The organism is Haloterrigena salina JCM 13891 (assembly GCF_000337495.1).
GTDB classification, from domain to species: Archaea; Halobacteriota; Halobacteria; order Halobacteriales; family Natrialbaceae; genus Haloterrigena; species Haloterrigena salina.
In genome coordinates, this window is the sequence record NZ_AOIS01000011.1 from 156522 (window position 1) to 175335 (window position 18814).

19 protein-coding genes are annotated in these 18814 nt (G+C 66.9%); 14 read left to right on the plus strand and 5 right to left on the minus strand.

Annotation, left to right across the window (positions count from 1 at the left end; genetic code table 11):
* Nucleotides 1-4: 4 nt before the first annotated feature.
* Both C477_RS02615 and C477_RS02620 read right to left on the minus strand, forming a co-directional pair.
* A complete protein-coding gene (locus C477_RS02615) occupies nt 5-424 on the minus strand; it encodes a hypothetical protein (protein WP_008892874.1) in 420 nt (139 codons plus the stop codon).
* A gap of 79 nt (nt 425-503) precedes the next feature.
* A complete protein-coding gene (locus C477_RS02620; RefSeq protein ID WP_008892875.1) occupies nt 504-1124 on the minus strand; it encodes a class I SAM-dependent methyltransferase in 621 nt (206 codons plus the stop codon).
* A gap of 127 nt (nt 1125-1251) precedes the next feature.
* Between C477_RS02620 and C477_RS02625 the strand changes: the two genes are divergently transcribed.
* Nucleotides 1252-3423, plus strand: a complete 2172-nt coding sequence (locus C477_RS02625) for an ATP-dependent DNA helicase (protein WP_169332641.1) — start codon at nt 1252-1254, stop codon at nt 3421-3423.
* 345 nt (nt 3424-3768) lie between these two features.
* Here the strand turns inward: C477_RS02625 and C477_RS02630 are convergent, their stop codons facing one another.
* The 3 genes from C477_RS02630 to C477_RS02640 form a co-directional block, all read right to left on the minus strand.
* Complete coding sequence (locus C477_RS02630; protein ID WP_239641834.1) at nt 3769-4068, minus strand: hypothetical protein; 300 nt, start codon at nt 4066-4068, stop codon at nt 3769-3771.
* Nucleotides 4069-4204: 136 nt separating this feature from the next.
* The gene (locus tag C477_RS02635; RefSeq protein ID WP_008892878.1) at nt 4205-4705 is read right to left on the minus strand and encodes a 2'-5' RNA ligase family protein; all 501 of its coding nucleotides are present in this window, start codon (nt 4703-4705) and stop codon (nt 4205-4207) included.
* Nucleotides 4706-4758: 53 nt separating this feature from the next.
* Complete coding sequence (locus tag C477_RS02640; protein WP_008892879.1) at nt 4759-4953, minus strand: DUF7554 family protein; 195 nt, start codon at nt 4951-4953, stop codon at nt 4759-4761.
* An 85-nt stretch (nt 4954-5038) separates the two neighbouring features.
* Between C477_RS02640 and C477_RS02645 the strand changes: the two genes are divergently transcribed.
* The 13 genes from C477_RS02645 (at nt 5039) to C477_RS02700 (ending at nt 18767) form a co-directional block, all read left to right on the plus strand.
* A complete protein-coding gene (locus C477_RS02645) occupies nt 5039-6175 on the plus strand; it encodes a helix-turn-helix transcriptional regulator (protein WP_008892880.1) in 1137 nt (378 codons plus the stop codon).
* Nucleotides 6176-6555: 380 nt separating this feature from the next.
* Entirely contained in the window at nt 6556-7800 is a 1245-nt protein-coding gene (locus C477_RS02650) for an argininosuccinate synthase (RefSeq protein ID WP_049914165.1), read from the plus strand.
* A 2-nt stretch (nt 7801-7802) separates the two neighbouring features.
* Entirely contained in the window at nt 7803-9299 is a 1497-nt protein-coding gene (gene argH / locus C477_RS02655) for an argininosuccinate lyase (RefSeq protein WP_008892882.1), read from the plus strand.
* Nucleotides 9300-9560: 261 nt separating this feature from the next.
* A complete protein-coding gene (gene lysW / locus C477_RS02660) occupies nt 9561-9725 on the plus strand; it encodes a lysine biosynthesis protein LysW (protein ID WP_005554620.1) in 165 nt (54 codons plus the stop codon).
* Nucleotides 9722-10612, plus strand: a complete 891-nt coding sequence (lysX, locus tag C477_RS02665) for a lysine biosynthesis protein LysX (RefSeq protein WP_008892883.1) — start codon at nt 9722-9724, stop codon at nt 10610-10612. The genes lysW and lysX overlap by 4 nt, the downstream gene beginning before the upstream one ends.
* A complete protein-coding gene (gene argC / locus C477_RS02670; protein WP_008892884.1) occupies nt 10612-11688 on the plus strand; it encodes an N-acetyl-gamma-glutamyl-phosphate reductase in 1077 nt (358 codons plus the stop codon). Before lysX ends, argC begins: the two co-directional genes overlap by 1 nt.
* A complete protein-coding gene (locus tag C477_RS02675; RefSeq protein ID WP_008892885.1) occupies nt 11688-12557 on the plus strand; it encodes an acetylglutamate/acetylaminoadipate kinase in 870 nt (289 codons plus the stop codon). The genes argC and C477_RS02675 overlap by 1 nt, the downstream gene beginning before the upstream one ends.
* On the plus strand, nt 12554-13708 hold the full coding sequence (locus tag C477_RS02680; RefSeq protein ID WP_008892886.1) for an aspartate aminotransferase family protein: 1155 nt from the start codon (nt 12554-12556) through the stop codon (nt 13706-13708). Before C477_RS02675 ends, C477_RS02680 begins: the two co-directional genes overlap by 4 nt.
* Complete coding sequence (locus C477_RS02685; RefSeq protein WP_008892887.1) at nt 13705-14814, plus strand: [LysW]-lysine hydrolase; 1110 nt, start codon at nt 13705-13707, stop codon at nt 14812-14814. The genes C477_RS02680 and C477_RS02685 overlap by 4 nt, the downstream gene beginning before the upstream one ends.
* Complete coding sequence (argF, locus tag C477_RS02690; protein WP_008892888.1) at nt 14814-15728, plus strand: ornithine carbamoyltransferase; 915 nt, start codon at nt 14814-14816, stop codon at nt 15726-15728. Before C477_RS02685 ends, argF begins: the two co-directional genes overlap by 1 nt.
* A 365-nt stretch (nt 15729-16093) precedes the next feature.
* A complete protein-coding gene (thrC, locus tag C477_RS02695) occupies nt 16094-17353 on the plus strand; it encodes a threonine synthase (RefSeq protein ID WP_008892889.1) in 1260 nt (419 codons plus the stop codon).
* A 91-nt stretch (nt 17354-17444) separates the two neighbouring features.
* The gene (locus C477_RS23355; protein ID WP_152423247.1) at nt 17445-17717 is read left to right on the plus strand and encodes a hypothetical protein; all 273 of its coding nucleotides are present in this window, start codon (nt 17445-17447) and stop codon (nt 17715-17717) included.
* 150 nt (nt 17718-17867) lie between these two features.
* Nucleotides 17868-18767 (plus strand): transcription initiation factor IIB, encoded by a 900-nt coding sequence (locus C477_RS02700; protein ID WP_049914167.1) that lies wholly within the window; start codon nt 17868-17870, stop codon nt 18765-18767.
* Nucleotides 18768-18814: the final 47 nt, after the last annotated feature.

The following is an 18814-nucleotide window of genomic DNA, read 5'->3' on the forward strand; positions in this document are numbered from 1 at the left end:
CGCGTTACGCGGACGTCTCGTCGGATTCGTCGTCTCGGTCGTCGTAGCCCGCGACGACCGTCGACCCCGGCGGCCGATCGTTGAGCAGGGCCGTCACCGTCGTCTCCTCGAGGTCGACCGTCGACTCGAGCGGTTCCCACCCTTTGTCGGTGTCGACGGCGACCGCGACGTCCGTCGGACTCGCGCCCGGCGGGAGCCGCGACGGATCGTAAACGAGCGTGATCTCGACGGCCTCGACGGCTTTCAGGTCGTCGACGGCCTGTAGTTCGACGGGGTCGCCGAGGGCGTCGACCGGCCCCTCGTCCCCGCTCTTTTCGAGTCCGAACGCGTCGGGGACGACGCCCGCGACGACGGCGACGCGGGCGCCGACCTGCTCGAGTGTGTACTCCGCGACGTTGCTCGAATCGTACCCCGGGATGGCCATGTTCGAGGCGATGGACTCGAGACGTTTGTCGCTGTACCCCGCGATAGCCGGCCGGCGGAGACCGCGGAACGCCGTCGGGTCACGGTGATCGCTCCGGATCGCCGGCCGTTCGGGTGGCTTCGGTCGTTCCGACGCGCGCCAGTGTCCAGATCCAGTTTTCCTCGGTTTCGACGCGTACTGGCTCGAACGCCGCCCTCTCGAGGAGCGCGCGGATCTCGTCCGGACGATAGTACTCGAAGTGCCTGTCGCGTGACTCGTCGGGCGTCGTCGGGGCGCGCTTGACCAGACAGAAGACGACGCCGTCGGGACGGAGCACGCGACGGAACTCCCGCAACGTCGCAGTCGCGTCGGATCGGGGCACGTGCAGAAAGGACGCGGAACTCCAGACGCCGTCGAAGGCGCCGTCCTCGAACGGCAGGTCGCGCATGTCGCCCCGGACGAACGGCGCGGTCGGTTCGCGGTCGCGGGCCGCTCGCAGGAACGAGGCCGTCAGATCGAGTCCGACCGCGTCGTAGCCGGCGGCGTCGAACGTCGAGACGTCCGATCCGGGACCGCAGCCGACGTCCAGCAGTCGCTCGCCGGCGAGGGCGTCGAAAAAGGGGTCGCCGTACAGGTCAGCGACGGACTCGGCGCGATACTTCCGAACGTAGGCGTCGGCGTCGGACTCGTATTCCTCGAGCGTGCGTGAGAGTTCGTCCATGGTCGCGCGTTCGACCGGTTCCGACGGCCCCGATGTAGTTGTTTTGGTGACATAACGGGCGCCGACGCGGAGTCGGGCGGCGAATCGAGACGAACGCTTTTATCGGATCGGGAACTGATCGTCTAGCGTGTCCGAGACAACCGGGTACATGCGCTTTTTCCCGTACGACCAGCCGTACGAGAACCAGCGCGAGGCGATGGACCGCATCCACAACTCGCTGACCCGCGGCCAGGACGTCCTCTTCGAGGGGGCCTGCGGGACCGGGAAGACCCTCTCGTCGCTGGTCCCCGCCCTCGAGGTGGCCCGCGAGCAGGACAAGACGGTGGTCATCACGACCAACGTCCACCAGCAGATGCGCCAGTTCGTCGCCGAAGCCCGCGCGATCACCCGCGAGGAGGACATTCGGGCGATCGTGTTCAAGGGGAAATCCTCCATGTGTCACATCGACGTCGGCTACGAGGAGTGCCAGGCGCTCCGGGACAACACTCGCGCCGTCGTCGACGCCGAACGCGACAAGCGGCAACTCGAGCGCCGCCAGCGCGAACTACTGGAGGAGAGTCAGGACGGCGACGGCGGTGCGGCCGACGCCCGCTCGGCGGTGATGGACGAACTCGAGGACATCGAGGAGCGACTCGAGGACTTAGAAGAACAGAACGTCTGCGACTACTACCGGAATAATCTCACCCGGGATACGGACGACTTCTTCGCGTGGCTCTTCGAGGACGTCCGGACGCCCGACGAAATTTACGAGTACGCCGAGCGGGAGGGCTTTTGCGGCTACGAACTGCTGAAGGAGGGGATCGAAGGGGTCGACCTGGTCGTCTGTAACTACCACCACCTGCTGGACTCGACGATCCGCGAGCAGTTCTTCCGGTGGCTCGGCCGCGATCCGGAGGACGTCATCGCCGTCTTCGACGAGGCCCACAACGTCGAGGACGCGGCCCGCGAACACGCCACCCGGACCTGCTCCGAGCGGACCTTCGACTCCGCGCTCGACGAGTTGGCCGACGCCGACGACCCGCGATCCGAGGACGCCGCCAACGTCCTCTCGGCCTTTCACCGCGCGCTCGTCGAGACCTACGAGGACTCCTTCAGTTTCGGCGAGCGCGAGCGGATCGACGAGAACTGGGACGACGTCCCCATCGCCAACGAGGACCGGAAGGACGACCTCACGCTCGAGTTCCTCCAGCGCTACTCGGGTCGAGGGATCGAGGACGATCTGGAGGCCGCGATGAAGCTCGGCCAGGAGTTAGACGAACAGTACGAGGAGGCCTACCGGGAAGGCGAGACCGCCACGCGGACCGAGTGTCAGACCTTACAGGCCGCCGCGTTCGTCAGCGCCTGGATGAACGAGGGGAGCAAGGAGGGGCTCTACCCCGTCGTCTCCGTCACTCGAGACGCGGGCACCGACGAGATCTACGGCCGCGCGGAGCTGTACACCTGTCTCCCCCGTCAGGTCACGGGCCGACTGTTCGAGGAGGTGTACGGGACGATCCTGATGAGCGCGACGCTGCAGCCGTTCGACGTCACCGAGGACGTGCTCGGCCTCGAGGACCCCGTCACCATGGCCTACGGGCTCCAGTTCCCCGAGGAACATCGGCGCACCTACGCCGTCGAGACGCCGCCGCTGTTCTCGTCGGACCGGGACGATCCCGCGGTCCAGACGGCGGTGACCGACACGATCCACGACGCCGTCCGGATGACGCCGGGGAACACGCTCGCCTTCTTCCCCAACTACGGCGAGGCGAGTCGCTACGCCGAGCGACTCGAGGGGCGAACCGAAAAGACGGTGTATCTCGACGAGCCCGGGACGTCCGTCGAAGAGTTACGCCAGCAGTTCGTCGCGGACGACGGCGCCGTGCTCTGTACCTCGTTGTGGGGAACGCTGGCGGAGGGCGTCAGTTTCGACGGCGACGACGCACACACCGTGCTGGTCGTCGGCGTCCCGTACCCCCACCTCGACGACCGCGCCGAGGCGGTCCAGGAGGCCTACGACGCGGCGTTCGACGGGACCGAGACGGGCTGGCGCTACGCCGTCGAGATCCCGACGGTTCGCAAGACCAGACAGGCGCTCGGTCGGGTCATCCGCTCACCGGAGGACGTCGGCGTCCGGGCCCTGCTCGATCGGCGCTACTCGCGGTCGGCGAAGTCGGACCTGGGTCGGTACAGCGTCAACGGCACCTTCCCTCACGAGGAGCGCGAGGAACTGATCGACATCGACCCCGAGAAGCTGAAGTTTTCGATGCTGAACTTTTACGGCGACCACGACGCCTACGACGGCGAGACGCCGGCGCCCTAGACGATACTCATCGAGTCACGCAGTAGAGTGGCGTATTGTGTGGGGTTGTCTGGGGGTTTGAAGAAATGAGTTGTCGAAGCCGAGAGTTCTGCTATCGTGGCACCAGAGAACTGCCACGTCCTCCACAGCCGATTTCTGCTCACGGGTGCTTCGCACCCGTTCGCATGGTTTGCGGAACGAAGGTTCCGCGCTAACGCTCGCTCGCGCTCACTCATCCCTCGCACACCGTCGACGACGTCCCTTCGCAGTGCTCAGGCACGTCGTCAGCGCGCGCCACCGTTGGCCGAATAGTCGGGTTAGAGCGACAGAGGGCCTGTATTTCCCAATATGGCGATAATCCGCCCGCTACTCGCTCGGTTCGACCGTGACGTCGGCGGCGCCGTTCGTGACGATGACGATGTGCGCGCCGCCGGTTTCGATCGTCACGTCGAACGCGGTCGGTTCCGAGATCGACTCCGTCATGACCGGGCCCTCCTCGGCGTGGTCGAGCCGAAAGCTGATCGCGTCCGGCTGGACGGTCGACTCGTTATCGGCCTCGGCGACGTCGATATTCTCGACCGTGACGGTCAGTTCTTCGCCGGCTTCGGCGTCGAATCCCGCCGTCTGTTCGTCCTGTATCGTCTGGTCGACGTACCCATCATCCATCAGACTCGTTACCTCACTGCAGCCCGCAAACAGTATCGTCGTCGAACTCGCGAGTAACGCGCGGCGGTGCATGACCGGAGGTTCCGAGAGCGTCGAGTAATAGCTACCGGGCGACTCACCGTTCGATTCGAGCCGTTCACGCGGGCAGCGAGACGCGACTCACCGGCAGTTTGTACGTCCCGTCCCAGAACTCGAGTTCGCTGACCGTCCACTGAATCGGCTCGATTTCGCGGTCGGCCACGCGCTTTGCGGCCTCGAGGTCGCCGCCGCGGGCCAGCGTGACGTGGGGGACGTAGTCGCCGCCCTCGAGCCCCTCGACGGTCTCGAAGGAGTCGGTCAGATCGGCGTGGATCGACTCGAGGCCGGGGCTCTCGACGGCGAGGTAGACGACGGGGGCGGTCCCGAGCGGCGGGTCCTCGAAGTAGTCGATGCCCGTAATCTGGGCCTCGACGGCGGGCGCGCCCTCGAGCGCGCGGTGGGCGCGGTGTTGCAGCTGGGCGACGTGGTCGGCCTCGCCGAGGCGTTTGAGCAGACACGAGTGATCCTCGCGGACGCTGTCGAAGCCGACGAGTTCGGGGTAGAGCTCGTCGGCGAGCCGGCGGACGCGTCCGGGGACCGGAACGTTGACGCTGTACACTTCAGTCGAGGTAGGGCGCGTTCGCGTATCAGTGTGATGGTCGCCGGGCCCGTTCAGATCCGCTCGAGGAGCCAGAGGACGATGACGACGGCGACACCCAACTGGACGAGGACGAAGAACGGGCCGAGCAGGCTCGCGATACTGCCGATGACCGTCTGCAGGATCTGAAACGCCAGAAAGACGGCGAGCAGTGCGAGCACGATCTTCAGGAGGGTCTCGACCTCGAGTTCGCCGCGCGAGTCGTGCATACAGTCACGATCGACTGACTGTGTGAAAAATTCACCGTTGCGCGCTCGGAAAGACCTATCTGGGCGGCTATGGGATGTATCTACAATGGACCTGAAAGAGCAGGGGCGCTGGGCCCTGTTCTGGGTGCTCGTGGGAATCGGGTGCATGCTCGTGGCGACCGTTGCGGTTCCGATCGGTGCGGCCGCCGACACTGGAGCACAGGGGGCAGCCCTGCAGGACGAGGCCAGCGCGAGCGACCGCCTCGACGCGGCCGACGAGATACACATCGACGTCTTCGTTCACGAAAACGGGTCGGCGACGTTCGTCGTCGACTACCGGTTCGAGAACCAGAGCGACGGGGAGTGGGGAGGGCTCAGTAGCGACGTCCAGTCGAATCGGGAGGTGTACGCCGACAGCCAGGAAGCTCGGTGGAACGAGATCCTCCGCGAAGGGGAGAACGCGACCGACCGGGACATGGCGATCGAGAACGTCACCGTCTCGACGGACAACAGTTCCGCGCCGCGGGAGATGGGCCACGTCATGGTGACCTTCGAGTGGGACTCGTTTGCCTACCCACAACTGACTCAAATCGAGGCGGGTTCGGCGCTCGCCGACCTCTCCCTGCCCAGCGGAACCTGGTTGCAGGTGTACGCGCCCGAAGGGTATACCATCGACGAGGTGAGCCCCGAACCCGAAGGGAGCGACGGATCGGTGACCGGCGGCACCGAGGACAGCGAGCGGGAGTCGGTTCGCTGGGGCGACTCCGGCGATCCGTTCTCGTCGACGTCGCCGACCATCGTGATGATCGAGGAGAGCAACGAGACCGACCCGGCGGCCGAAACCGATCCCGGAACCGACGGGCCGGCGCCGTGGCTGCTCGTGCTCGGCGCCCTCGCCCTGCTCGCGACCGTCGGCGCGGCCGGCTGGTGGCTCAGGGGCGATCGAACCGACGACCGGACCGCCAGCGCGACGAATGGCGGGTCGACGACGAACGAGAACGCAGCCGTACCCGAGGCGGAGACGCCGCCCCCAGAACTGCTCAGCAACGAGGAACGAGTCCTGCAGTTGCTCGAGGAGCGGGGCGGCCGGATCAAACAGCAGGAAGTCGTCTCGGAACTGGACTGGACCGAGGCGAAGACGAGTCAGGTCGTCAGCGGATTGCGCGAGGACGAAGAGATCGAAGTCTTCCGGATCGGTCGGGAGAACGTTCTGGCGTTGCCCGACGGGGAAGACGAAGAGTAGCCACCGGCGCCGGTCCGACGCGTTCGCACTGCTCGCTTCCATGTGGTGTGACACCACCGCACAGCCGACTCGCAGCCTGATACCCGCGATATTTGCGAGGTAGCAGGATTTAATACCGATGCTGCCCATAGCACCACCAATGAGTCACACCGTCGGCGCCACGACCGCCGCACCCGGTACCGACGGGGCTGTTTCTCCGCGGCGACCGCGACGACGACGGCCGGGCCGTTGAGCCCGATTACTACCTACCTCCCCTCGAACCGGTTCGTTCCAACGATCCACCAAATGCAGAATTTTCGGCTAGCAGCCGCTCTATCGTTAATTTACGCGACTTAAACCAATGAGCTTAAGTCCCTCCTTCCGCTTTCCTCGCATACGACATGACCCGCGTGGCACTTGCGTTCTCGGGCGGCCTGGACACGACTGTCTGTGTCCCGTTGCTCGAGGAAGAGTACGGATACGACGACGTTATCGGCGTCACGGTTGACGTCGGCCAGCCGGCTTCCGAGTTCGAGGAAGCCGAAGAAACCGCCGACGCGCTCGGCTTAGAGCACTACGTCGTCGACGCGAAAGAAGAGTTCGCCGACCTCTGTCTCGAGGGCGTTCGCGCGAACGCGACCTACCAGGGCTACCCGCTGGGGACGGCCCTGGCTCGCCCGGTGATCGCCGAAGCGATCCTCGAGGTCGCCGAAGAACAGGACTGTACCGGCATCGCCCACGGCTGTACCGGCAAGGGTAACGACCAGCTCCGCTTCGAAGCGGTCTGGCGCGACTCCGACCTCGAGGTCATCGCCCCCGTGCGCGAGCTCGGCCTGACCCGCGAGTGGGAACAGGAGTACGCCGCGGAGAAGGACCTGCCCGTCGAGGGCGGCAGCGGCGGCGACTGGTCGATCGACACCAACCTCTGGAGCCGCTCCGTCGAGGGCGACGAGCTCGAGGATCCCAACTACGTCCCGCCGGAGGACATCTACGCCTGGACCCAGGCGCCGACGGGCGAGACCCAGGAGATCGAGATCGAGTTCGAGGAGGGCTACCCCGTCGCCGTCGACGGCGTCGAGTACGATCCCGTCGACCTCATCGAGCACTTGAACGGCGTGGCCGGGGCCTACGGCGTCGGCCGTACGGACACGATGGAAGACCGCATGCTCGGCCTGAAGGTCCGCGAGAACTACGAGCACCCGGCGGCGACGACGCTGCTCAACGCCCACGAGGCGCTGGAAGGGCTCGTGCTCACCCAGGAGGAGCGCCAGTTCAAGCAGCAGATCGACCAGCAGTGGGCCCAGAAGGGCTACGAGGGCCTGATCGACGCGCCGCTCGTGGACGCGCTTGAAGGCTTCATCGCGGAGACCCAAAAGCGCGTCACCGGGACCGTCACGATCCGCTTCGAGGGCGGCCAGGCTCGTGCGGTCGCACGCGACAGCAAGTTCGCGGCCTATTCCGCCGAGCACGCTTCCTTCGACACCGAGACCGTCGGCAAGATCAAACAGGAGGACGCCACCGGCGTCGCGAAGTACCACGGCTTCCAGCGCCGCCTCGCCAACGAGGCGATCGCGGCCAACGCCGAGGACGTCGAGAAGCCGGAGCTCGCCACCGACGGGAGTGGCGAAGACGAGGACGAGGAATAACGATGACCGAGGAGAGCGCTCGCGACGGGGTGTTTGCGGCCGACGGAGGATCCAGCCGCGGCGACGAGGGCGTCGTCCGACGAGATCGCTTCAGCGGCGGCCCCGCCCGGAGCTTCCTCTCCTCGCTCGCAGCCGACGAACGGATCTTCGAGGCCGACCTCGAGGTCGACCGCGCGCACACGGTGATGCTCGCCGAGCAGGGGATCGTCGAGGACGACGTGGCCGGACAGATTCTGACCGCGCTGGACGCCATCGAGGTCGACGGCCACGGCTCCCTGCCCGACGGCGAGGACGTCCACGAGGCCATCGAGACGGCCGTCATCGAGCGCATCGGCGCCGAGGGCGGCAAGATGCACACCGCGCGCTCGCGCAACGACGAGGTCGCGGCCTGCATCCGGTATCGCCTGCGCGAGGACGTCCTCGAGGCCGTCGAGACGACGCTGGCGCTGCGCGAGTCGCTGGTCACGGTCGCCGAGGCGCACGCGGAGACGATCATGCCCGGCTACACCCACCTCCAGCCCGCCCAGCCGACCACCGTCGCCCACTGGGCGCTGGCCTACGAGGGCGCAGTGGGTCGCGACACCGAACGCCTGCTCGAGGCCTACGGACGGATCAACGAGTCGCCGCTGGGCGGCGCCGCGTTCGCGGGGACGACGTTCGATATCGACCGCGAGCGCGCCGCGGAACTGCTCGGTTTCGACGGCGTCGTCGAAAACTCGATGGACGCCTCCTCGAGCCGGGATTTCCTGCTCGAGGTGACGCAGGCGCTGTCGACGCACGCGACGACGCTGTCGGGGCTCGCCGAAGACGTCGTCATCTTCGCAAACCGCAGCTTCGTCGACCTCTCGGACGACTACTCCTCGACGTCGTCGATCATGCCCCAGAAGAAGAATCCCGACACGCTGGAACTTGTTCGCGCGGTCGCGGGCGACGCGGCCGGCGGGGTCCAGGGGCTGACGACGACGCTCAAGGGACTGCCCCGCGCGTACAACCGCGACCTCCAGCGGGCGACGACCCACGCCTGGGAGACCGTCGACGCCGTGACGGAGGCCAGCGAGGTCGCCGCCGGCGCGGTGGCGACCGCCGACTGGAACGAGGCGACGCTGGCCGCCGAGGCCGGCGAGGGGTTCTCGACGGCGACCGGCGTCGCCGACCTCCTGGCCGCGAACGGCCTCCCGTTCCGCACTGCACACGAAATGGTGGCCCACGCGGCGGAACAGGGCGGCGACTACGACGCCCTCGAGGCCGCCGCCCGGGAGGTCCTGGGTGAACCCCTCGAGTCGCTGGTCGACCCCGACGCCGTCGAGGAGGCCCTCGATCCCGCTGCGAGCGTCGCGAGCCGCGACTCGCAGGGCGGCCCCGCCCCCGAGGCGGTCACCGACCAACTCGAACTCGCTCGCGAGTCGCAGTCGGACGACCGCGCGACCCTCGAGGAACTGGAGGCGGCGCTCGAGGCGGCCCACGAGACGCTCCGCGAGGAGGTGAACGGCTATGTCTGAGGCCGTTCCCGCCGTCGCTCCGCGTCGGCCGCGACCGCCGCGACTACCGCCGTCCGTAGGTGAGGGACGAACCTTCGGGCGAGCGGGAGCACCGCTCCCGCCGCCGTCCCCGCGAGGGGACAAATAACCTACCAGATGATATGTCAAATTAAAATTGCGGTGTGCTGGTGTCAGCGGCCCGTTAGCGGACGGTGCAGTTAATGTAATTTCTCTGTTAATTTCGAAGGCTTTAAGGGATACCGGCCCCCAGTTGCAGGTACAATGACCGAATGCGTCGAGTGTGGGGCTGAGGTGTCCCTGCACGACGATCTGGAAGTGGGAGAGATCGTTGACTGTACCACGTGCGGAGCAGAGCTGGAAGTCGTCGACACCGAGCCGCCAGTCCTCGAGCGAGCCCCGGAGCTCGAAGAGGACTGGGGTGAGTGACCTTGCAAGTAGGAATACTCTATTCCCGGATCCGCAAGGACGAGAAGCTCCTCCTGAACGAGCTTCGCGAGCGCGACCACGAAATCGAGAAGATCGACGTCCGCAAGCAGACCTTCGACATCAGCGAGGCGCCCGAGGAGTTCGCGGACCTCGACATCGTCGTCGACCGCTGTCTCGCCACGAGTCGGAGCCTGTACGCCACGCAGTTCTTCGAGGCGTACGGCATCCCCGTGATCAACAGCCACGAGACCGCGGACATCTGCGCCGATAAGGTGAAAAACAGCCTCGCGCTCGAGAAGGCGGGCGTGCCCACGCCCGCGACGAAGGTCGCGTTCACCAAGGAGACCGCGATGGAGGCCATCGAGGAGTTCGGTTACCCCTGCGTCCTCAAACCCGTCGTGGGCTCGTGGGGCCGCCTGATGGCCAAGATCGACTCGAAGGACGCCGCGGAAGCGATCTTAGAGCACAAGGCGACGCTGGGCCACTACGAGCACAAGGTGTTCTACGTCCAGGAGTTCGTCGAGAAACCCGGACGGGACATTCGCGTGCTCGCGACCGACGGCGAACCCATCGCCGGCATGGTCCGATCCTCCGACCATTGGATCACCAACGCCGCGAAGGGCGCCGAGACGGACGTCTTCGAGCCCGACGAGGAGGCGAAAGAACTCGTTCAGAAGGCCAGCGACGCCGTCGGCGGCGGCCTGCTGGGCATCGACCTCATGGAGACCGAGGACGGCTACACCGTCCACGAGGTCAACCACACGGTCGAGTTCAAGGCCCTCGACGGCGCCGTCGAGACCGACGTCGCCGGCACCGTCGTCGACTGGCTCGAGTCGAAAGCCGAAGCCGCGACCGAAGATAAAGACGAACTCGAGGTGAGCGCCTGATGGCGGTCGGCACCGAGACCGGCGCCGACGCGAACGCCGAGGCCGTCACCGCGACTGTCATCGGCGGCTCCGGCTTCACGGGCGGCGAGCTCCTTCGCCTGCTCGCGGGCCACCCGAACTTCGAGCTCACCGAGGTCACCAGTCGCTCGAAGGCCGGCAAGAGCGTCGGCTCCGTCCACCCGCCGCTTCGCGGGACGGACCTGCGTTTTACCGAGCCCGACGATCTCGAGAGCGTCGACGTCCTGTTCGCGGCGACGCCCCACGGCGTCTCCATGGGTCAGATCGACGAGTTCTTCGAGATCGCCGACACCGTCGTCGACCTCTCGGCGGACTTCCGCCTCGAGAGTGAGGAACAGTACGACGAGTGGTACGACGGCCACGAGGCCCCGGAATACTTAGAGAAGGCCGAGTACGCGCTCCCGGAGATCAACCGCGAGAACCTCAAAGGCGCGGGCCTGATCGCCGGCGGCGGCTGTAACGCCACCGCCACCATTCTGGGCCTGTATCCGCTCTTCGAGCACGACATCCTCGAGGGCGGCGAGCAGATCGTCGTCGACGTCAAAGTCGGCTCCTCGGAAGGGGGCGCCGGCGGCGGCGAGGCGTCCTCGCATCCCGAGCGCTCGGGCGTCGTCCGTCCCTACGCGCCGACGGGCCACCGCCACGAGGCCGAGATCGAGCAGTTCCTCGACACGAGCGTCTCCTTTACCTGCCACGCCGTGGACATGATCCGCGGCGCCAGCGCGACCAACCACGTCTTCCCCTCGGGGCCGGTCTCGAAAGGCGACCTCTGGCAGGCCTACCGCGCGTGTTACGAGGACGAGCCGTTCGTCCGGATGGCCGCCGGCGGCTCCGGCGTGTATCGGTATCCGGAGCCCAAATCGGTCGCCGGAACGAATCTCGCCGAGGTCGGCTTCGAACTCGACCCCTCGAACAAGCGCATCGTCGTCTTCTCGGCGATCGACAACATGATGAAGGGATCCGCGGGACAGGCGGTCCACGCGGCCAACATCGCGCTCGGTCTCGAGGAGACGGCCGGACTCGAGTTTACGGGAATGCACCCCGTGGGGGCGCCGTAATGACCGTAGTGGTCAAGATCGGCGGCGCGCGCGCCGTCGACCCCGAAGGAGCGCTCGCCGACGTCGCGAGCCTCGTCGAGGACGGCGAGGACGTCGTGCTCACCCACGGCGGCTCGACCGCCGTCGACGAGACCCTCGAGGATCTCGGGAAAGAGCCCACCTACGTCGAGACACCCGGCGGCGTCGTCGGGCGCTTTACCGACGAGGAGACAATGGACGTCTTCAAGATGGTCATGCCCGGTAAGCTCAACACCGATCTGGTCGAGAGCCTGCACAACGAGGGCGTCGACGCCGTCGGCCTCTCGGGCACGGACGGCAAGCTGCTCTGTGGCAAGCGCAAGTCCGCCGTCCGCGTCAAAGAGGACGGCAAGAAGAAGATCAAGCGCGGCGACCACTCGGGCAAGATCGAGTCCGTGAACGCGGACCTGCTCGAGACGACCCTCGAAGGCGGCTACACGCCCGTCGTCTCCGTTCCGATGCTCGGAAAAGAGAAGGACGGCGGGTACACCGCAGTCAACGCCGACGCCGACCGCGCCGCGGCCGCAATCGCGGGCGCGCTCGAGGCCGACCTCGTCGTCCTCACGGACGTTTCGGGGATCTACGAGGATCCCGACGACGAGTCGACGAAGATCGACTCCGCGTCGACGCCCGACGAGTTCGAGGCCGTCAAGGACGCCGCGGAGGGCTTCATGACGAAGAAAGTCATGGCCGCCGAGGAGGCCCTCGAGGGCGGCGCCGCGAGCGTCACCGTCGCGACGGCCAACGCCGACGAACCGATCACGAGCGCGCTGGACGGCGAGGGGACGACCCTCGAGCCCGGCGTGCTCGCCGACGAAGCGGACGAAACCGCACAGGAGGCCGCAGAATGAGCGACCTCGACTTCGTCTCCGGCAGCAAGCCGATCGGCATCGAGCGCGGCGAGGGAGTGTCCCTCTACACCGCCGACGGCACGGAGTACATCGACGCCGGCGCGAGTTTCGCGTGTACGCCGCTGGGCCACAGTCACCCCGCGGTCGTCGAGGCCGTCCAGGAGCAGGTCGGCGACCTGACGTTCGTCGACTCCTCCTATCCCGTCGAGGCCCGCGAGAACGCCTACGCCTCGTTCGTCGCGTCGACGCCGGACGGCCTCGAGTTCGCCTGGTTCTGTAACTCCGGGACCGAGGCCAACGAGGCCGCCCTGAAGTTCGCCCGGTCGGCGACCGGCGAGTCGAAGATCGTCGCGGCGACCCGCTCGTTCCACGGCCGGACGATGGGCGCGCTCGCGGCCACCTGGAAGGACAAGTACAAGAAGCCCTACGAGCCGCTGGCCGGCGACGTGGAGTTCGTCCCCTACGGCGACGGCGAGGAGCTCGCTGACGCCGTCGACGACGAGACCGCGGCCGTCATCCTCGAGCCAATTCAGGGCGAGGGCGGCATCAACGTCCCGCCGACGGGCTACCTCGAGACGGCCCGCGAACTCACCGACGAGGCCGGCGCGGCGCTCGTCTTGGACGAGGTCCAGACCGGCATGGGCCGGACGGGATCGATGTGGGCCTGCCAGAACGCGGGCGTCACGCCCGATATCCTCACGACGGCGAAGGGCCTGGGCAACGGCCTGCCCGTCGGCGCGGTCGCAGTGCAGGACTGGATCGCTGACGGCGCGGCCTCGCACAACGCCACGTTCAGTGGCGGCCCCGTCGTCGCCGCGGCGGTCCACGCGACCGTCTCGACGCTGGTCGAGGAGGAGTACCCCGCCCACGCCGCCGAGATGGGCGACTACCTCACGACCGAACTCGAGTCCGCACTGGGCGACTCGGTCCGCGAGGTCCGCGGCGAGGGCCTGCTCGTCGGCCTCGAGTTGAAACGCGGCGCGAACCGCGTCGCCCGCGACCTGGCGATGAACCACCAGGTACTGGCGCTGCCCGCGGGACGGACCGTCCTGCGCCTGCTGCCGCCGCTCGTGATCGACGAGGCGGAGGCGGACCGGCTCGTGGACGCGCTGACCGCAGTCATCGCACCCGAAGCCGAGGCGGAATCATGAGCGCGAGCATGAGCGAACCGGCCGACGTGTCGCTCGACGAAGCGCGGCAGTTACTGACCGACCTCGTCTCGATCCCGTCGCCGACCGGCGAGGAGCGCAAGGCCGCCGAGCGGCTGGTGGCCTTCTTCGAGCTCCACGACCGAGAGGCCTGGATCGACGAGGTCGGCAACGTCCGCGCGCCCGCGGACGACTCGGTTCTACTCACGTCCCACGTCGATACCGTCCCCGGCGAGATTCCAGTCGAAGTGCAGACGGCCGACGAAGACGATGTCGACGCCGAAGTTGCGGACGAAACCGGCGAGGACGTGCTCTGGGGACGGGGCAGCGTCGACGCCACGGGCCCGCTGGCCGCGATGGCCGTCGCCGCCGTCCGCACCGGCGTCTCCTTCGTCGGCGTCGTCGGCGAGGAGACGAACTCCCGCGGCGCGCGGCACCTCGTCGCCGACCGCGAGGAACCCGACGCGGTCATCAACGGCGAACCCAGCGGCGCGACGGGAATCACGCTGGGCTACCGCGGCTTTCTCGCGGGCACCTACGTCGCCACTAGCGAGTCCGGCCACACCTCGCGTCCCGAACCCAACGCCATCCAGCACGCGACCGAGTGGTGGACCAGCGTCGAGGACGCCTTCGAGAACGACGAGTACCAGGCCGTCTTCGAGCGCGTGACCGCAAAGCCCGTCGATATGGATGGCGGCATCAGCGACGACGGCCTCTCCGTCGAGGCGACCCTCGACGTCCAACTGCGAATTCCGCCGTCGCTCGACGCCGAATCGGTCCGCGAGACAGCCGAGGCCGAGCTCGAGATCGGCACCGTCTCCTGGGCCGAGCCGATCCCGCCGGTGATGGAGAGCCCCCGGACGGAGGTCGCCCGCGCGTTCCGCGTGGCGATCCGTAACGAGGGTGGCGACCCGCGGCTCCTGCGCAAGACCGGCACCAGCGACATGAACCTCTACGCCGGTACGTGGGACTGCCCGATGGTCACCTACGGCCCCGGCAACTCGGAACTCGATCACGCGCCCGACGAGCGGCTCTCGCTGTCGGAGTACGACCAGTCGGTGAAAGTCTTAGAGCGCGTCGCGACGACCCTGTCCGGAGGTGAGGAGTGATGACCGACGAACCCCGTCACTTCCTCGACGTCGACGACGTCTCGCCGACCGAACTCGAGACCATCCTCGAGCGCGCGGAAGCGTACAAACGCGCCCAACACACCGGCGAGGACCACAAGGACCTCGACGGCCAGACGTTGGGCATGATCTTCCAGAAGCCGAGCACCCGCACCCGCGTCTCCTTCGAGACGGGGATGACCCAACTGGGCGGCCACGCCGTCTTCCTCGGCGAGGACGACATCCAGCTGGGACGAGGCGAGCCGCTGAAGGACACTTCGCGGACGCTCTCTCGGTACGTCGACGCGGTGATGGCCCGGGTGTTCAAACACGAAAACATGGAGGTGTTAGCGGAGTACTCCTCCGTGCCGGTCGTCAACGGCCTCACCGACGACGCCCACCCCTGCCAGACGCTCGCCGATCTGCTGACCATCCGCGAGCAGGAGGGCGGCTTCGAGGATGTCTCCGCGGCCTGGATCGGCGACGGCAACAACGTCGCCCAGTCGTTCGCGATCAGCGCCGCGCTGACCGATATCGACCTGACGGTCGCGACGCCGGAGGGGTACGGTATCGACGACGCGGTGCTCGAGCGCGCCCGCGATCTCGGCGGCGACCCGACGACGACCCACGACCCCGTCGAGGCCGCCACGGACGCCGACATCATCTACACGGACGTCTGGATCAGCATGGGCCAGGAGGACGAACGCGACGTCCGGATGAACGACTTCGAGGGGTTCCAGATCAGCGCGGACCTCCTCGAGCACACCGCCGACGCCTCGGTGATGCACTGTCTGCCCGCCCACCGCGGCGAGGAGATCACCGACGACGTCATCGAGAGCGACCGCTCGGTCGTCTTCGATCAGGCGGAGAACCGGCTCCACGCTCAGAAGGCGTTGCTGAGTTGGCTGCTCGAGTGACTGGCGGATCACCCCGACGTTTTCCGTCGCTAATACGGAACTAACTCGAGTAAACACTGTGTTGAAAGTCGACTCGTCTCTGTTCGTAATTTTGAACAGTCTCAAGACATTATATTAACTGAGAGCAGAGTATCGGTCAGCAGCATGTCGTTCCGACTACTGCTCGCCGCGCTCATCATGCTGCTGGGACCAACGGTCCTCATCGCAGTACAGTTCACGTGAGCGAATCGGGTACGCGTATCGGCAGTCGAACAGGGTACTCACTTCGTCCGGTCATTTTTGGGATCGACGCGTCCGGCGCCGAGCGTATCGAACGACGGCCGAACCCACGTCCTTTTTCTCCTTCGCCTCCCTCTCGAGGCACAATGAGTCTCAGCCTCTCCGCTGATCAGCCGGCCGTCCCGGACGATGCCGACGACGGCGTCTGGCTCGAGTGTATCGACTGCGGCGAGACGTTCGCGCCCTTCGACGACGTCCGCTACACCTGCGACGACTGCGACAGCCTGCTCGAGGTCCGTTACGCCGACCTCCCGACGTTCGACGACTTCGAGGGCCAGGGTGTCTGGCGCTACGCCGACGCCCTGCCCTTCGAGTCGGGCGTCTCGATCCAAGAAGGTGCGACGCCGCTGTACGAGGCGCCGCGACTCGAGGAGTCGATCGGCGTCGAGGCCCTGCGAATCAAACACGAGGGGATGAACCCGACGGGGTCGTTCAAGGACCGCGGCATGACCGTCGGCGTCAGGGTCGCCGAAGAACTCGGCGTCGGTCGCCTCGCCTGTGCGTCGACGGGCAACACGAGCGCCGCGCTGGCCGCCTACGGCTCCCGCGGCGGGATGGAGACGCTCGTGCTCCTCCCCGCGGGGAAGGTCGCGGCGGGCAAGATCGCCCAGGCCAGCCTCCACGGCGCCCGCATCCTCGAGGTCGACGGCAACTTCGACGCCTGTCTCGACATCGTCCAGGAACTCGCGGGACAGGGCGAGGCCTACCTGCTGAACTCGTTGAACCCCTTCCGGCTGGAGGGCCAGAAGACGATCGGCCTCGAGATCCTCGAGGGCTTCCTCGCGGATTACGACGCCGTGCCGGATCGAATCGTCCTGCCGGTCGGCAACGCCGGCAACACCTCGGCGCTGTACAAGGCGTTCCGCGAACTCGTCCAGGCGGGCGAACTCGAGGAAGACGACGTCCCCAAGCTGACCGGCGTCCAGGCCGAGGGCGCGGCGCCGATGGTCGAGGCCGTCGAGAACGGCGCCGACGAGGTCCGGCGCTGGGAGGACGTCGAGACGCGAGCGACCGCGATCCGTATCGGCAACCCCGTCAACGCGCCGAAGGCCCTCCCCGGGATCCGCGAGACGGGCGGCACCGCCGTCGCGGTCTCCGACGAGGAGATCACCGAGGCCCAGCGCGACATCGCGGCCGAGGGGATCGGCGTCGAACCCGCGTCCGCCGCCTCCGTCGCCGGGCTCCGAAAGCTCCGCGCGGAAGGGATCGTCGACGACGACGAGCGCGTCGCCTGTCTCACGACCGGCCACCTGCTCAAGGACCCCGACGCCGCCGCCGCGGCGGGGAGCGACCCCGAGCCCGTGCCGGCCGATACCGAGGGCGTGCTCGAGCACCTGCAGGACTGAGACGACCGCGGGTCGGACAACGCGCGTCGGACGCGTCTGACGGCCGACTGACTGAGCTTTTTCCGAGTCCGACTCGAACCGAAAGCGATTCATGTCCGCCGATCGCCTGGGTGACGACACCACTCCTGCTCGCGTCGACTCAAGCGACCAGCGACCTTCCGTCTCGCTTTCCGCTCGCATCGAACGGATGCAACTCGAGTTGCGGATCGCAGCCCTCGAGGAGGCACTTAAGACGAGCGAGCGCCGCCGGCAGGCGGTGATCGATCGATACGAACGACTCCTCGAGGAGCGTGCGGCGCCCGACGGGACCTCGGTATCCGGCGGACGACTTCCCGCACTGGTGGCGCGATTGCGCGACTCGTAACAGTATCCATCGACCGAACGTCATGGCGATCGGCCGAACGCGAACTGAGTGTTTCTCGGAAGGCGGAGCGACGCGCTGTTAATTACCTTCGAAATTCCAGTATTTTAAGTACCATGAACAGTCTACCAATTATACAGGAGGAAATTACCAATGGTGAATACGAACTCAGCACCCGTCTGTCCGGAATGTGATGGGAGGTTGCGGACTCGAGGTACCGAAACGATCTGTGAGGAGTGCGGTCTCGTCTCTTCGGAAGATGCGATCGATCGCGGCCCCGAATGGCGCTCGTTCGACGGCGAGGAGACCGACCGCCGGCGGACGGGCGCGCCGCTGACCCGCTCGCGACACGATCGCGGGCTCTCCACGAAAATCGGCTACGGTTCCGGCTCGAGCGGCAAGTACAACTCGCGGTTGACCGGGCGAAAACGCCGGCAAATCGCCCGCCTTCGGCGCGAGCACAATCGAGCACGGATCTCCTCGAAAGCCGACCGGAATCAGGTCTACGGCTTCACCGAGATTCGGCGGATCAACACCCACCTCTCGCTCTCGGAATCGGCCAGAGAACAGTCGTGCGCGCTCTTCGAGTCGGCCCAATCCGCGGGACTTCTTCAGGGACGATCGCTCGAAGGGTTCGCCGCCGCCGCAGTGTACGCGACCTGCCGAACGCGCTCGAACGCCCGGACGATCGACGAGATTACCGACGTCGCCCGCGCCGACGAGGACGAACTCACCGTCGCCTACGACGCGCTCAATCGCGAACTCGGCCTTCCGACGGGGCCGATCGACCCGACTCAGTACCTGCCGCGGTACGCCTCGCAACTCGACCTCGAGACGGAGATCGAGAACCGGGCCCGCGAGTGCGTCGCCGCGCTCCTCGAAGAGGGGCTGATCGGCGGCCGCAACCCGAGCGGGGTCGCCGCGGCGTGTCTCTACAAGGCCGCCGGCGAACGCGAGACGTGGCCGACGATCACGCAGGCCGACGCGGCCGCCGTCGCCGACGTCGCGCCGGTGACGATCCGCTCGACGGTGATGAATCTCAGAGAACTCTGAAGCGGCGGTTGTTGGCGTCTCGAACGCGATTCGACGGCGGATTACAG